This window comes from Oscillospiraceae bacterium, assembly GCA_035380125.1.
In the GTDB taxonomy this organism is placed as follows: Bacteria; Bacillota; Clostridia; order Oscillospirales; family JAKOTC01; genus DAOPZJ01.
Map to the genome: position 1 here is coordinate 32352 of DAOSWV010000020.1, position 15524 is coordinate 47875.

Genomic DNA, 15524 nt, shown 5'->3' on the forward strand with positions numbered 1-15524 from the left:
GTTTTTAAATCTTTAACTGTTATTTTCTTAAACGTATTTTTTATTCCCGAGCCTGTTATTTAGAACCGTTTACAGGAATATTTGCGGTTTTTATGCTATTATAACGAAATATTTCCTGCGCGGGAGGGCCGTTTTTCATCCAAAAGTGAAAAACTGTTGACAATCCGGAATTCGCATTATATACTATGGTTGTGGACAAAGGCGTTCACCGCGCGATGAGTAAGTCTGCGCGGCGGCGCTTTTTTGCTATCTGTTTTTGTCCCGATTAAACTGTGAGGTACTGTTATGATTCGTGAAGGAGAAGTCCGCATCCCTTCGGGGTGCGCGATCTCAGGAGTATTCGCCAAAGACGGCACGCCCATCAACGGCGGAAAGATCGTTAAATCGATGACCGTGATGCACGAGCGTTCCAATGGCTTGGGCGGCGGTTTTGCCGGTTACGGCATCTATCCGCAATATGCCGACTTGTATGCTCTGCACCTGTTTTATAATGACGCGGCGGCCAGAGAAGAGTGTGAAACCTATCTCGACAAGATGTTCGAGGTGGTCAACCTTTCTCGTATTCCGATCCGAAAATCATCTAAAATCACCGATATCCCGCTGATCTGGCGGTATTTTGTCGCGCCTAACCACAACCGTTTGACAGACAGCGGCATTGACGAGCGCGAATACGTCGCCCGTGCGGTCATTAATATCAACACCAATTTCAAAGGCAGTTATGTCTTTTCAAGCGGCAAGAATATGGGCGTGTTCAAAGCGGTCGGCTTCCCCGAAGACGTCGGCGAATTTTACCGCCTCGACGAATACGAGGGCTACTGCTGGACCGGTCACGGCCGCTATCCGACCAACACCCCGGGCTGGTGGGGCGGCGCACATCCGTTTGCGATGCTCGATTACTCGGTCGTACATAACGGAGAGATTTCCTCCTACGACGCCAACCGCCGTTATATCGAGATGTTCGGTTATAAATGTACGCTTCTGACCGATACCGAGGTCATCACCTATATGACCGACTATCTGATGCGCCGCAAAGGTCTGACGCCCAAAGAGGTCGCGAACGTCTTCTCGGCGTCGTTCTGGACCACGATCTCACGCATGCCCGAAGAGGAACGCGACCGCTGCACCCGTCTGCGTAAGGCGTTCGGCAGCTTGTTGATTACCGGCCCGTTCTCGATTCTGCTCGGCTATGAGGGCGGCATGATGGCGCTCAACGACCGACTGAAACTGCGCTCGATGGTGGCCGCCGAAAAGGGCAAAATCGCCTATGTGGCCAGCGAGGAATGCGCCATCCGCCAGATGGAACCCGACGCAGAAAACCTCTATTCACCGGCAGGCGGCGAACCGATCATCTTCACCCTCGAAAAAAAGCCCGCCAAGGCCAAAGGGTAAGCCTGCGTTTATTAGCGGAAAGGAATTGCTGTAATTATGTCGATTGATTTCAAATATCCCGATTTCGAAGTACTCCGCGACGACACGCGCTGCATCCGCTGCCGTGTCTGCGAGCGACAGTGTGCCAACGAGGTACACTCTTATTTGGCTGAGGCGGATCGGATGATAGCGGATGAATCAAAGTGCGTCGATTGTCACCGGTGCGTCTCTCTTTGTCCCACGAAAGCGTTAAAGATCATCAAGAACAAAAACGAGTTTCGTGAAAACGCAAACTGGCAGTCGAGCCTGATCAAAGAGATTTACAAACAGGCCGAAAGCGGCGGCGTTCTGCTGTCTTCAATGGGCAATCCACAGAATCTCCCCGTTTATTGGGATAAGATTTTAATGAACGCCTCCCAGGTCACCAACCCGTCCATCGACCCGCTGCGCGAGCCGATGGAGACCCGCGTGTTCTTGGGCAAAAAGACCGCCGAACTCAAGCGCGACAAAAACGGCACGTTGCTGCCCGAACTGCCGCTCCAACTCGAACTGTCGATGCCGGTCATGTTCTCGGCGATGTCCTACGGTTCCATCAGTTACAACGCGCATGAATGTCTGGCACGCGCCTCCAAGGAACTGGGCATCTTCTATAACACCGGCGAGGGCGGCCTGCATAAGGACTTTTACGAATACGGACCCAACACCATCGTCCAGGTGGCCTCGGGCCGTTTCGGCGTCTATAAAGATTACCTCGAGGCCGGCGCGGCCATCGAGATCAAGATGGGTCAGGGCGCAAAACCCGGCATCGGCGGACATCTGCCCGGCACGAAAATCGTCGGCGATGTCTCGGCCACCCGTATGATTCCGGTCGGTTCCGACGCCATCTCCCCCGCGCCTCATCATGATATCTATTCCATTGAGGACCTGCGTCAGCTGGTCTATTCCCTCAAAGAGGCCTCGGCTTATCAAAAACCAGTCATCGTAAAAGTGGCCGCAGTGCATAACATTGCGGCGATTGCAAGCGGCATCGCCCGCAGTGGTGCAGACGTAATCGCCATCGACGGCTTCAGAGGCGGCACCGGTGCAGCGCCGACCCGCATCCGCGACAACACGGGCATTCCGATCGAACTGGCGCTTGCCAGCGTCGATTCCCGTCTGCGTCAGGAGGGTATCCGCGACAACGTCTCGCTGGTGGTTGGCGGTTCCATCCGCTCCAGCGCCGACGTGGTCAAAGCCGTCGCACTGGGTGCAGACGCGGTCTATATCGCAACCGCCGCTCTGATCGCACTCGGCTGCCACCTGTGCCGCAGCTGCCAGACCGGTAAATGCAACTGGGGCATCGCGACCCAGCGCCCCGAACTGGTACGCCGCCTGAACCCCGATCTCGGCTATAAGCGTCTGATCAATCTGATGACCGCCTGGAACCACGAGATCAAGGAATTTATGGGCAGTATGGGCATCAACTCCATCGAAGCGCTCAGAGGCAACCGCGCCATGCTGCGCGGCGTCGGCCTGAACGAAAAAGAGCTTGAGATTCTGGGCATCGCCCACGCAGGAGAATGAGCATGAAACGAGTATATGTAAATGAAAAATGGTGCTTAGGGTGCCATCTGTGCGAATATAACTGCGCATTTGCCAACAGCGGCAAAAAGAACATGGCCTTTGCCCTGCGCGACCTGCGGGTCATCCGCCCGCGCATCCGCGTGGAAGAGGGTGAGGAGATCAGTTATGCGGTCTCCTGCCGCCACTGCGACGAACCGCTGTGCGTCAAAAGCTGCATCACCGGCGCGCTGACCCGCAAGGACGGTTTGATCTCCATCGACCGCAACAAATGCGTCGGCTGCCTGACCTGCATGCTGGTCTGCCCCTACGGCGCGGTTTCGCGCGACGACGAGGGCGCGGTGCAGAAGTGCGAACTCTGCATCAAGAACGGCGGAACGCCGGCCTGCGTCACGGGCTGCCCGAACGGCGCAATCGTGTTTGAGGAGAGATAGCCATGAATTATGTTATTATCGGAAATTCGGCTGCGGCAGTCGGCTGCATCGAGGGCATCCGCTCGGTCAGTTCAAAGGGGAAGATCACGGTCATCTCCAAGGAACATTTCCATACCTATTCCCGCCCGCTGATCTCCTATTATCTCTGCGGCAAGACTGACGGTGAGCGCATCAAATACCGCCCCGACAGTTTCTATGCCGACAACGGCTGCGAACTCGTCTACGGCGAGGTAACGGCCATCAACGAAAAAGCGGTCACGCTTTCCGACGGCAAAAAAGTCCCCTACGACAAATTATTGGTCGCAACCGGCTCCCGAGCATTCGTGCCGCCGTTTTCGGGGCTCGACACGGTGCCGGAGAAATTCACCTTTATGTCGTTCGACGACGCGCTGAACCTCGAAAAGGTTCTCGATAAAGATAAGAGCGTCCTGATCGTCGGCGGTGGCTTGATCGGCCTTAAATGCGCCGAGGGCATCTACGGACGGGTCAAAAAGATCACCGTGGCCGATATGGCACCCCGGGTGCTCTCGAGCATTCTCGACGACGATTCTGCGGCTCCCGTGCAGGAGATGCTGACCGAAAAGGGTATCGCCCTGCGGCTCGGCTGCGCCATCAAGGGCTTTGAGGGCAATGTCGCTAAAACAGATGGCGACGACATCCCCTTTGATATTCTGGTTCTCGCGGTCGGCGTGCGTCCCAACACCGAACTGATCAAAGACGCGGGTGGTAATGTCGGGCGCGGCATCCTGACCGACCACAAACAGCGCACTTCGCTGCCGAATGTCTGGGCGGCGGGCGACTGCACCGAGAGCGACGACATCACCTGCTGCCAGAGCCGGATCCTGGCGCTGCTGCCGAACGCTTACCGGCAGGGCGAAACCGCAGGCATCGATATGGCGGGCGGCGAGGCGTCGTTTGACTGCGCCATGCCGATGAACGCGATGGGACTGCTCGGCATGCACATCATGACCGCAGGCAGCCCGGTCGGCGAATGCTATATCGACCGTTCCAACGGCCTGAAAAAGCTGTATTACTGCGACGACCATCTGAACGGCTTCATTCTGGTGGACGACATCGACAAAGCGGGCATCTATACCGCGTTGATCCGCGAGCGAAAACCGCTTTCCTCCATCGATTTCGATCTGGTCTGCAAACAGCCGTCTCTGCTGTGCTTCTCGAAAAAATACCGCGATGAGACCCTTGCGGGTAAAGCCAAATAATATAATAGTAGGGGCGGATCGTATCCGCCCGAGAGATAACCGCATAACTGCCCGCGGGCGGATGATATCCGCCCCTACATGATATATCCGGGAGGATGGAAACAATATGACAATCGACGCTCAAAATTTAACTTATACCGAACTCAACGAACTGGTGCGCAAAGCCGGTAAAAAGTTCGAGATTAAAAACGCCCTCGGACAGCGCTTTATCGCGGCGGGTCTCGGCAAAGCCACCGTCGACATCTACGGCGTACCCGGCAACGCGCTGGGCGCCTATATGGACGGTGCCGAACTCACGGTACACGGCAACGCGCAGGACGCGGTCGGCGACACCATGAACAGCGGCAAAATCGTCGTTCACGGCCTCTGCGGCGACACGGTGGGATATGCCATGCGCGGCGGGGAAATCTATATTAAAGGCAACACCGGCTACCGTTCCGGCGTGCATATGAAGCAATACATGGACAAAAAACCGGTGCTGGTCATCGGCGGAAAAACCGGCAGCTTTTTAGGCGAATATCTGGCCGGCGGCCTGATCATCGTATTGGGTCTCTGTGATCAGGAACGCATCGTCGGCAATTTCTGCGGCACGGGTATGCACGGCGGCAAGATCATTCTGCGCAAAACCTCCTATGAGCTCTCTTTCCCGCCGCAGGTGCACGTCGAACCCGCCGATCTGTCCGATGCAAAATCCTACATCGAAAAATACTGCGCCTATTTCGGCGTCGACCCGGCGCCGGTTCTGGCACGGGAATATATCCAACTCACCCCGAACTCCTCCAATCCCTATAAAGAATTGTACGTTGCAAACTGAAAGGAGCCCCCGCTATGTCATACACAAAACAGGAGGTCATGGATTTCATCCGCCAGGAAGATGTAAAATTTATCCGACTGGCATTCTGCGATGTCTACGGCGTTCAGAAAAACGTCTCCATCATGCCCTCGGAAATCGAACGCGCCTTCTCCGATGGCATCTCGTTTGACGGCTCTGCCATCGACGGTTTTGCCGAGGGTGAGAAGTCCGATCTGATTCTCAAGCCGGACCCCTCGACGCTGGCGGTTTTGCCGTGGCGTCCGACCCACGGGCGGGTCATCCGGATGTTTTGCGATGTCGTAGGCCCCAACGGTGCGGCGATCGAATGCGACTGCCGTTCTCTGCTGCAAAAAACGATCAAAACCGCCCACGAAAAAGGCGTCGACTGCCTGTTCGGCACCGAGATCGAATTTTATCTGTTCAAAACCGGTGAGGACGGCGAGAAAACCTTAATCCCGTTCGACAACGCCGCTTATATGGATATCGCGCCCGACGACCGCGGTGAGAATGTGCGCCGCGAGATCTGTCTTGCGCTCGAGGAGATGGGCATCATCCCCGAGAGCTCCCGGCACGAAGACGGTCCCGGTCAAAACGAGATCGATTTCCGCTGCGCCGACCCCCTCACAGCGGCCGACAACGCGGTCACTTTTAAATTCGCGGTCCGCACCATTGCCGCGGGAAACGGTCTCTGGGCCTCGTTTGACCCCAAACCCCTGCCCGGTAAAAGCGGCAGCGGTATGCATATCAATATCTCCTTACAGAAAAACCGCGACGCCTTTATGGCGGGTGTGATGGCGCATATCTCGGAGATGTCGGCGTTTTTGAATCCGACCGACAAATCCTATGCCCGCCTCGGTGACCGCAAAGCCCCGCGCTATATCTCTTGGGCGCACGGCAACCGTTCGCAGCTGATCCGCATCCCCGAGGAGACCACCCCGGGCCGTTCGCGTTTTGAGCTGCGCTCGCCCGACCCGACCGTCAATCCCTATCTGGCGATCGCGCTGCTGATTCAGGCCGGCCTCGACGGCATCGAGAAAAACATGGCCTTGACCGGTCCGGTGGAACTCGATCTTACCGCCGCCCTGAAAGAATTCACCGACAAACTCGATAAATTGCCGGAGACGCTTGAAAAAGCCAAGAAAATCGCAGCAGAGAGCGAATTTATCCGTAATATTCTGCCCAAACGGCTGCTCAAGGCCTATACAGAATAGTATCTCTGTTGAATCATTCTGTATCAAAACCCCGTTGATTCCCGAGGGAGGTGAGGTCTATGCCCGAAAAGCAGCCGCTGAGCGTGTTAATTGTCACAGGGTCGTCGTCGACGGCCTCCCTTTTGAGCGGCCTTCTGCCCGGAGATGCCTATTCCCCGATCATCTCCTGCTCCAACGCCGGACAATGCCGCCGTCTGCTGTGTTCGCAGCAGTTCGACATGATCCTCATAGATGCACCGCTCTCCGACGAATTCGGAACCCAACTCGCTTTGGAATTAGTCGAAAACCGTTTTTGCAGCGTAATCATCCTCGTCAAAAACACCTCGTTTGACGAAGTCACCTGCCAAGTCGAGGACAGCGGTGTTCTGACCGTGCTCAAACCAACCACCCGCGACGAGCTCTACCGCTCCGTCAAATTGGCTGCCGCGACCCGTTCCCGCTTGATTTCCGCCGAACGGCAGACGGTCTCACTCAAAGAGAAGATGGACGAGATCCGCCTGATTAACCGTGCCAAATGGGTCTTGATCTCCAAGATGAACATGAGTGAACCGGACGCCCACCGCTATATCGAAAAACAAGCCATGGACACCCGCACGCCGCGCGTTGCGATTGCCCAAATGGTGTTAAAAAAGTTCAATCTAAGCTGATTTTATAATTTTTTGTGAAATTGCTTGACAGCACAAATAAGATATGTTACAATACCCAAGCAAATCGTGAAGCAGAGTGTGAAAATGCTCTCACCTTTTCGACAGACGCCGAAAGGTCCCATAACGGGGTAACAAGAACCCCGTTGCCACTTACCGATTGTGGCACACAGGCATGCGGACGATTTTTGTATTGTCCGTATATTTTTTTCTAATAAAGGGTTTGGAGGTGCATATACCATCGCAGCGAAAGAATTGCAAATCAACGAAGCCATCAACGACCGACAGATCCGCGTGATCGGTGCGGACGGTGCCCAGCTGGGCGTCATGAACGCCGCTGCCGCCCGTGAAATCGCCTATGAACAGGATCTCGATCTGGTCAAGATCTCACCCAATGCCAATCCGCCCGTGTGCAAGATCATGGACTACGGCAAATATCGCTTTGAACAGACAAAGCGCGAAAAAGAGATCAAGAAAAACCAACACATCATCGAAGTCAAAGGTATGAGCCTGAGTTTAAAAATCGACGTACACGACTTCAATACCAAAGCCAAACAGGTATGTAAGTTCCTCGACGGCGGCGACCGGGTCAAGGTCTCCATCCGTCTGCGCGGCCGGGAAATGACGCACACCGACATCGGCTACGACGTCATGAACCGCTTTGCCGAGGCGTGTGCCGAATCGGGTACCATCGACAAACCGCCCAAGCTCGAGGGTCGTTTCATATACATGTTCCTCTCGCCCAAAGCGGCGAAATAATCATCCCCGTTGGGATGAAACAAAACGGCTTATGCCGTAAAAAATTCGGAGGGTTTAAAATGCCAAAGCTGAAAACACATTCCGGCGCTTCCAAGCGTTTCAAGATGACCAAAAACGGTCTGGTCAAGCGCTCGCACGCCAACCGCAGACACATCCTCAACAAGAAGACCACCAAACTCAAGAGAGGTCTTCGCAAAGCGGAATACGTCGACAAGACCAACGCCGGAGCGGTCAAGAAACTGCTGCCGTACTCATAATGAATTCGGAGGAAGAAAATCATGGCTAGAGTTAAAGGCGGTCTGATCTCCCGCAAAAAAAGGAACAAGATCATCCATTCCGCGAAAGGGTATTTCGGCAGCAAACATTCCAAGTTCCACACCGCAAAACAGGCGGTCATGAAATCCGGGCAGTATGCCTATGTCGGCCGCCGTCTGAAAAAGCGCGATTTCCGCAAGCTCTGGATCGCCCGTATCAACGCCGGATGCCGCGCCAACGGAATGAATTATTCCACGTTCATGAACGGCCTGAAGAAAGCCGGCATCGAACTCAACCGCAAGATGCTCGCCGAGCTCGCCGTCAACGACGCCAAGGCGTTCGTAGGACTGGTCGAGACCGCCAAGAGCGGAACCGTCAAAGAGGTTGCGCTGGAGAATAAATCCGTCGAAAAGAAAGCGGCTCCCGCCAAGAAAGCCCCGGCGAAAAAAGAGACCGCCGCCGAAGAGACCACGGAAGCCCCTGCAAAACCCGCGGCCAAGAAACCGGCCGCAAAGCCCGCCGCTAAACCGGAAACCTCTGAAAAAGCGGAAACAGCGAAAAAACCCGCCGCAAAAAAGACCACGACCGGGACAACGGCAAAGAAACCCGCAGCTGATAAACCGGCAGCAACCGCGTCAACAGAAAAGAAACCCGCAGCCGCCAAGAAGCCCGCAGCTGCCAAGCCGAAGACCGAAACCGCATCCAAGTAACCGAATAAAAGCTGTGCACGCCTCGCGCGTGCGCAGCTCTTTTGTTTTTGCAGTATGATTATAACATCGACAAAAAACGACAAAATCAAATTTGCGCTAACGTTAAAAACCGACGTTAAAACGCGTGCACAAAACGGCCTCTGCTTTACGGAAGGTCTGCGTCTGTGTGCTGAAGCAGTTGCTTCGAACCGCGCAAAAACGCTGTTTTTCACCCGGGATTTTTCCGAAAAACATCCGGATTTCTTCCTGACCGAAGAGACCGTTTTCGAACGGATCGAAATCAGCGATAATGTAGCAAAAACGCTCTCGGACGTTCAAAACCCGCAGGGGATCTTTTGTCTGTGCGATACAAACGACCTCAAACGCCCCACCTCTCAGCTTTCAGGCGGTAAAATCCTGGCGCTTGAACACATTGCCGACCCCGGTAATCTGGGTACGATCCTGCGCACTGCGGAAGCATTCGACGCAAACGGCATTCTGCTCTCAGCCGACTGCACCGACGTGTTTTCGCCAAAAGTGCTGCGTGCCGGAATGGGCTGTTCGTTCCGTCTGCCGATTTACGAGAGCGCCGATTTTCCTTCAGACCTTAAAGCGCTCTCTGAAAAAGGCTTTACGGTATATGGAGCCATGCTGTCCGAAAACGCCGTTGCAATCACGAAGCTCTCCGTTCCCGAAAATTTCATCCTCGTCGTCGGCAACGAGGCCAACGGCATCACACCCGAAACAGCAGCGGTTGTCACGCCGGTTATCATTCCGATGAAAGGGCGGGCCGAGTCGCTGAACGCCGCATCTGCGGCTTCGATTTTGTTGTGGGAGTTGTTCGGGAAATGACGCGGGAACAGATTTGCGCGGTCTGGACGGCGCTCAGCTGCGGCATTCCGTCAACCCGTGCGGTAAAGCTTTACAACGAATACGGCAGCTTTGAAGAAATTTATAAAAACCGCGAACAAATCTCAAAACCGGTGAATTTCGCGGAAAAATATGCTATAATGGCTGCCGAGGACATCGCCGCAACCTGCGACCGGCACGGCTTCGGCATCCTCCCTTACGGGGATCCCTTGTTTCCCAAACGGCTGTCCCACCTCAAAAATCCCCCGGCCCTGTTTTTTTATCGTGGAAATGCACAATACTTTCAACGCCTGAACGACGCACCGTCTCTCGCCGTGGTCGGCACCCGCAGCATGACCCCCTTCGGCCAAAAAATCACCGCCGAAATATCGGGTGAACTCGCATCGGCGGGTGTAACGATCATCAGCGGTATGGCGGCGGGCATTGACACGGTTGCCCACGAGAGCACACTCAAAGCGGGCGGGTTCACGGTTGCAGTCTGGGGTGGCGGGCTTTTAAAACTGTTCCCGGTTGAAAATGCCCGATTGGCTGAAATCATCGCCGACAGAGGCCTGATTTTAACCGAATATCCACCCGAAACCCACGCGACCAAGTACACCTTCCCCACCCGAAACCGGTTGGTCTCGGGGTTATCGGACGGGGTATTCGTCGCCGAGGCCAGAGAAAAGAGCGGCGCATTGATCACCGCAAACTGTGCTCTAAAACAAAGACACCCCATTTTTGTGACCATGACCGATTACAGCCGCACCGGCGCGGCAGAGATCTGTGACCTGATCGCCGAAGGCGCAATCCCGGTCACCAACGCAAGGCAAATCTTGAAAGCGCTCAACACGTCTTTGAAAACCAAATTAAAACTCCCCGAGCCGATTCAACAACTGAAATTGAATCTGAAGCCCGAGCCGGAGCCCGAGATCACCGATCCGGTGCTTTTGCAGCTCAAAGACGGCGCGCTCACGGTCGACGAACTGGCCGACCGCACGGAAATGGACGCGCGCAAATTGATCGCACGGCTTGCGCAGCTGGAGATGGACGGCCTTGTAACCGCCCTCCCCGGCCGAAAATATCTGCGCACATAGAGAATTTCACCCACAGCGAAAGGAAGGTTAAAAGAATTGGCAAAACTCATCATCGTCGAGAGCCCGGAAAAGGGCCGAACGATCCAAGGATTTTTAGGCAGTGGCTATCAGGTCATTGCCTCGAAAGGGCACATCCGCGACCTGCCGAAAGGCAAACTCGCAGTCGATCTGGAAAACGGTTTCAAACCCGACTATATCGAAATGCCCGATAAAAAAACCGTCATCAAAACTCTCAAAGACGCCGCCAAAGAAAGCGATTTCGTCTTTCTCGCGACCGACCCGGATCGCGAGGGCGAGGCCATCTCGTGGCATTTGGCCAAGGTTTTAAAGCTTGACGAAAAAGCCGCAATCAGGGTCTGTTTCAATGAAATCACCCGCCACGGTGTCAAAGAGGGCATGGAACACCCCCGCACCATCGACGCCGACCTCGTCGACGCCCAGCAGACCCGCCGCATTTTGGATCGCATCGTCGGCTACAAGCTCAGCCCGTTTTTGTGGCAAAAAGTCAAACCGGGACTTTCCGCAGGCCGCGTGCAGTCGGTCGTCGTCCGATTGGTCGTCGAACGCGAGCGTGAGATCCGCGCGTTTGTCCCGGAAGAATATTGGGTTATCGAGGCACTGCTGTCCGAAAAAGGCGCTAAATTCAAAGCAAAATTTTACGGCGACAAAAACGGTGAACTGAAACTCTCCGATAAAGCCGCGGCCGACAAAGTGATCGAAGCCTGCAAAAACGCCCCCTTTGCCGTCACCGGCGTTAAACTGACTAAGCGCACCAGACGCCCCGCCCCGCCCTTTACGACCTCAACGCTGCAGCAAGACGCATCCAGACGGTTGGGCATGCGTTCCGAGCGCACCATGCAGATCGCGCAGAAACTCTATGAGGGCATCAATGTCGAAGGCATCGGTGAAACCGGTCTGATCACCTATATGAGAACCGACTCCCTGCGCGTCGCCGACGAAGCGGCCAAGGCAGCGGAAGATTATATCACAAGCGCTTACGGCAAAAATTATCTGCCCGAAAAGCGCAATATCTATAAAGCGAAAAACGCGCAGGACGCACACGAGGCCATCCGTCCGACCACACCCGAACTGGCTCCCGACAAGATCAAAAGTTCGCTCACGCCCGAACAGCATAAACTCTATAAGCTCATCTGGGAGCGCTTTATGGCCAGCCAGATGGCGCCCTGCATTCAAAATCTCGTCGCGGTCGAACTCGAGAGCGCCGGATATCTCTTCAAAGCCAACGGCGTCAGCGTCGTCTTCGACGGCTTTACCGCGCTTTATGATAATTCCAACGAAGAAAAAGAGGAGAATGCGGCGCTGCTTGCAACCTTGTCCGAGGGCGACAAACCGCTCTGCGAAGACATCACCGGCGATCAGAAATTCACCCAGCCGCCGTCCCGCTACAACGAGGCTTCTCTGATTGCGGTCATGGAGGAAAAGGGGATCGGCCGCCCGAGCACCTATGCGCCGATCATCTCAACGATTTTAAAACGGGAATACGTCGAACGCGAAGCCAAGAACTTCAAACCCACCTTACTGGGCGAGGCGGTCACGCAGCTGCTCGAGGATAAATTCCCGAAAATCGTCGACGCCGGTTTCACCGCAGGCATGGAAGAACAGCTTGACGAAATCGAGTCCGGCGATATGGAAATGGTTCCGACGCTTGACAAGTTCTACGGTGAATTTTCAACCACACTCACCGAAGCCGCCGAAAGCATGAAGGGCCAGCGCATCAAACTGCCCGACCCCGAGAGCGAGGAGGTCTGCGAACTCTGCGGCCGCAAAATGGTCATCAAGACCGGCCGGTTCGGAAAATTCCTGGCCTGTCCGGGTTATCCCGAATGTAAAAACACCAAGCCCTATCAGAAGAAGACCGACGGCACCTGCCCGTTGTGCGGTAAACCGCTGATTGAACGCGAGAGCAAAAAGGGTGCGAAATATTACGGCTGCACGGGTTATCCCGAGTGTAAGTTCATGACTTGGGACGAGCCGATTGCAGACAAATGCCCGCAGTGCGGCACGCCGATGTTTCGCAAAAAGGGCAAGGGCGCCAAAACCTATTGCGCCAAAGAGGGCTGCGGTTATGAAAAAGCGGCCTATACTAAAAAGGCGAAAGAGGAAACCGAATAACCGTAGGGGCGCACTGTGTGCGCCCGTCGGTATGATACCCGATAAATTGCGAAGTTCGATTTAAGCACGGGCGCACACACAGGTGCGTCCCTACATGAGGGGGTGCACGCATGAAACTGACCGTGATCGGCGGCGGACTGGCCGGCTGCGAAGCGGCCAACGCCGCGGCGAACCTCGGCGTTTCGGTCGACCTCTTTGAGATGAAACCCGTCTCTTTTTCTCCGGCACATAAAACCCCCGATCTGGCTGAACTGATCTGCTCCAACTCCCTCAAAGCCGAGCGGATTGACAGCGCGGCGGGCCTTTTAAAAGAGGAAATGCGCCGCATGGGCTCGGTCATGATGCAGGCTGCGCAGACCTGTCGGGTTGAGGCGGGCGGCGCATTGGCGGTCGACCGCGATTTGTTTTCGCGCGAGGTCACCCGGTTAATCGAACAAAACCCGAACATCACGGTTCATCGGGAACGTGTCGACCAAATCCCGGACGGCATGTGCGTGATCGCGGCGGGACCGCTGTGTGACGGCAAACTCGCCGAGGCGATCCAAACGCTCTGCGGTGACGGACTCTCGTTTTTCGATGCAGTCGCCCCGATCGTATCCGCCGACAGCGTAGACCTTTCAAAGGCGTTTTTCGCCTCCCGGTACGGCAAGGGGGGCGACGACTACCTCAACTGCCCAATGAATAAAGAACAGTACGAAGCTTTTTTGGACGCACTCGTTCACGCCGAGACCGCCCCGCTGCACGAATTCGACCAAAGCCCTAAAGTCTACGAGGGTTGTATGCCGGTTGAAGTGCTGGCCAAACGCGGCAAAGACGCCATCCGATTCGGTCCCTTAAAACCCGTCGGTCTCGTAAACCCCAACACCGGTCACCGCCCTTGGGCGGCCGTCCAACTGAGGGCCGAAAACCGCGAAAAGACGCTCTTTAATCTCGTCGGTTTCCAGACTAATCTCAAATTCCCCGAACAAAAACGGGTTTTTTCGATGATCCCGGGGCTGGAACACGCCGAATTCATGCGATACGGCGTGATGCACCGCAACACTTTTATCGACTCCCCCCGACTGCTCTCTCCCGACTTGTCATTAAAAAGCAATTCCAATATCTTTTTCGCCGGACAGATCAGCGGTGTCGAGGGTTACACCGAATCGGCCATGTGCGGTATCTTAGCAGGACATAATGCCGCCGCAAAACTACTAGGGAAGTCTCCGCGCATTCTGCCGAACACCACGATGAGCGGCGCATTAATCCGCTATATTACCGACCCTTCGGTCGCCAATTTTCAGCCCATGGGGGCGAATTTCGGAATTCTGCCGGGTCTCGACACGGAGATTCGCGACAAACGCCTGCGTTATGCGGCGTTTTCGGACCGGGCACTCAAGGAGGATTTCACATGAGAATTTTACTGGACTGTTTCGGCGGCGACAACGCGCCCGACGAGGTCATCAAAGGCGCACGCGCGGCCTGCGATGAATTCGGCTCGAAAGTAATTCTGATCGGCGATAAAAACGCGATTGCGGAATCCGCCGAAAGGTTGCAAATTTCATTGAATGGCCTCGATATCGCCCATGCCTCCGAAATTTTCGATATGGACGAAGACCCCCGTAACATCGTCAAAGCCAAGCCCGACAGTTCGATGGCGGTCGGACTGAAAATGCTCGCCGCAGGTGAGGGCGATGCCTTTCTCTCCGCAGGCAGTACCGGCGGCCTCGTCATGGGCGCTTCGCTGCTCGTCGGGCGTATCGAAGGGGTTAAACGTCCGGCGCTGGCGGTGGCGATTCCGCATCCGCAAGGTTGCTATCTGCTGCTCGACGCGGGCGCGAATCTCGAATGCCGCCCCGAGCACCTGCGCCAATTCGCGGTGATGGGCGCAGCTTATCAGAAAAAGGTCTTTTCGGTACCGAACCCGCGTGTCTGCCTGGTCAACGTCGGCAAAGAGGATACCAAGGGTACGCCGGTCGTGCGCGAGGCCTACGGAATGCTGAAAGAACTGAAAAACATCAATTTCTGCGGCAATGTCGAAGCGCGCGAACTTCCGGTCGGCGGCTGCGATGTCGCAGTGGCCGACGGCTTCACCGGCAATATGATTTTAAAACTCTCCGAGGGACTTGCCGGAATGCTGTTTAAAGAGGTTAAAAAAGTCTTTGTGGCGACCTCGCGCACCAAGATTGCCGCCGCACTCGTCACCAAACAGTTCCGTGATATGGCCAACCGTTTCGACTACTCCGAATATGGCGGAACCCCTCTGCTCGGGATCGCCAAGCCGGTCATTAAAGCACACGGCAGTTCCAAATGGGACGCCTTTAAAAACGCAATCAAAAAAGCCGAAATTTACGCCGGAACCGGCGTCATTGAGGACATTGCGTCTAAAATCATTTAGATGCAATGTAGGGGCGAACTTTGTTCGCCCGCTCGGAATTGCTCTAAAAACGCAACCGCAGATATTATCAGTAGCTTATAAAGCGGGCGAACACAGTTCGCCCCTACACCATAG

14 protein-coding genes and 1 pseudogene are annotated in these 15524 nt (G+C 55.1%); all 15 read left to right on the top strand.

Going from position 1 to position 15524, the window contains the following annotated elements; translation table 11 throughout:
* Positions 1–285 precede the first annotated feature (285 nt).
* The 15 genes and pseudogenes from PK629_09170 (at position 286) to plsX (ending at position 15410) form a co-directional block, all read left to right on the top strand.
* Complete coding sequence (locus PK629_09170) at positions 286–1389, top strand: hypothetical protein (protein ID HOP11645.1); 1104 nt, start codon at positions 286–288, stop codon at positions 1387–1389.
* Between the two features lie 36 nt (positions 1390–1425).
* A complete protein-coding gene (locus PK629_09175) occupies positions 1426–2931 on the top strand; it encodes a glutamate synthase-related protein (protein HOP11646.1) in 1506 nt (501 codons plus the stop codon).
* 2 nt (positions 2932–2933) lie between these two features.
* Positions 2934–3362, top strand: coding sequence for a 4Fe-4S binding protein (locus PK629_09180; protein ID HOP11647.1), 429 nt, complete (start codon positions 2934–2936; stop codon positions 3360–3362).
* A 2-nt stretch (positions 3363–3364) separates the two neighbouring features.
* Complete coding sequence (locus PK629_09185) at positions 3365–4582, top strand: FAD-dependent oxidoreductase (protein ID HOP11648.1); 1218 nt, start codon at positions 3365–3367, stop codon at positions 4580–4582.
* Positions 4583–4688: 106 nt separating this feature from the next.
* On the top strand, positions 4689–5396 hold the full coding sequence (locus tag PK629_09190) for a glutamate synthase (protein HOP11649.1): 708 nt from the start codon (positions 4689–4691) through the stop codon (positions 5394–5396).
* Positions 5397–5410: 14 nt separating this feature from the next.
* Positions 5411–6607, top strand: a complete 1197-nt coding sequence (locus PK629_09195) for a glutamine synthetase family protein (protein ID HOP11650.1) — start codon at positions 5411–5413, stop codon at positions 6605–6607.
* 59 nt (positions 6608–6666) lie between these two features.
* On the top strand, positions 6667–7254 hold the full coding sequence (locus PK629_09200) for an ANTAR domain-containing protein (GenBank protein HOP11651.1): 588 nt from the start codon (positions 6667–6669) through the stop codon (positions 7252–7254).
* Between the two features lie 252 nt (positions 7255–7506).
* On the top strand, positions 7507–8010 hold the full coding sequence (gene infC / locus PK629_09205; GenBank protein ID HOP11652.1) for a translation initiation factor IF-3: 504 nt from the start codon (positions 7507–7509) through the stop codon (positions 8008–8010).
* A gap of 59 nt (positions 8011–8069) precedes the next feature.
* Positions 8070–8267, top strand: coding sequence for a 50S ribosomal protein L35 (gene rpmI / locus PK629_09210; GenBank protein ID HOP11653.1), 198 nt, complete (start codon positions 8070–8072; stop codon positions 8265–8267).
* Positions 8268–8288: 21 nt separating this feature from the next.
* Positions 8289–8633, top strand: a pseudogene (rplT, locus tag PK629_09215) (50S ribosomal protein L20).
* A gap of 396 nt (positions 8634–9029) precedes the next feature.
* Positions 9030–9806: an RNA methyltransferase gene (locus PK629_09220; GenBank protein ID HOP11654.1), complete on the top strand. Its 777-nt coding sequence runs from the start codon at positions 9030–9032 to the stop codon at positions 9804–9806.
* Entirely contained in the window at positions 9803–10900 is a 1098-nt protein-coding gene (gene dprA, locus PK629_09225; protein ID HOP11655.1) for a DNA-processing protein DprA, read from the top strand. The genes PK629_09220 and dprA overlap by 4 nt, the downstream gene beginning before the upstream one ends.
* Before the next feature lie 36 nt (positions 10901–10936).
* Positions 10937–13033, top strand: coding sequence for a type I DNA topoisomerase (gene topA / locus PK629_09230; protein ID HOP11656.1), 2097 nt, complete (start codon positions 10937–10939; stop codon positions 13031–13033).
* Between the two features lie 110 nt (positions 13034–13143).
* Entirely contained in the window at positions 13144–14427 is a 1284-nt protein-coding gene (gene trmFO, locus PK629_09235; protein HOP11657.1) for a methylenetetrahydrofolate--tRNA-(uracil(54)-C(5))-methyltransferase (FADH(2)-oxidizing) TrmFO, read from the top strand.
* Entirely contained in the window at positions 14424–15410 is a 987-nt protein-coding gene (plsX, locus tag PK629_09240) for a phosphate acyltransferase PlsX (GenBank protein HOP11658.1), read from the top strand. Before trmFO ends, plsX begins: the two co-directional genes overlap by 4 nt.
* Positions 15411–15524 lie beyond the last annotated feature (114 nt).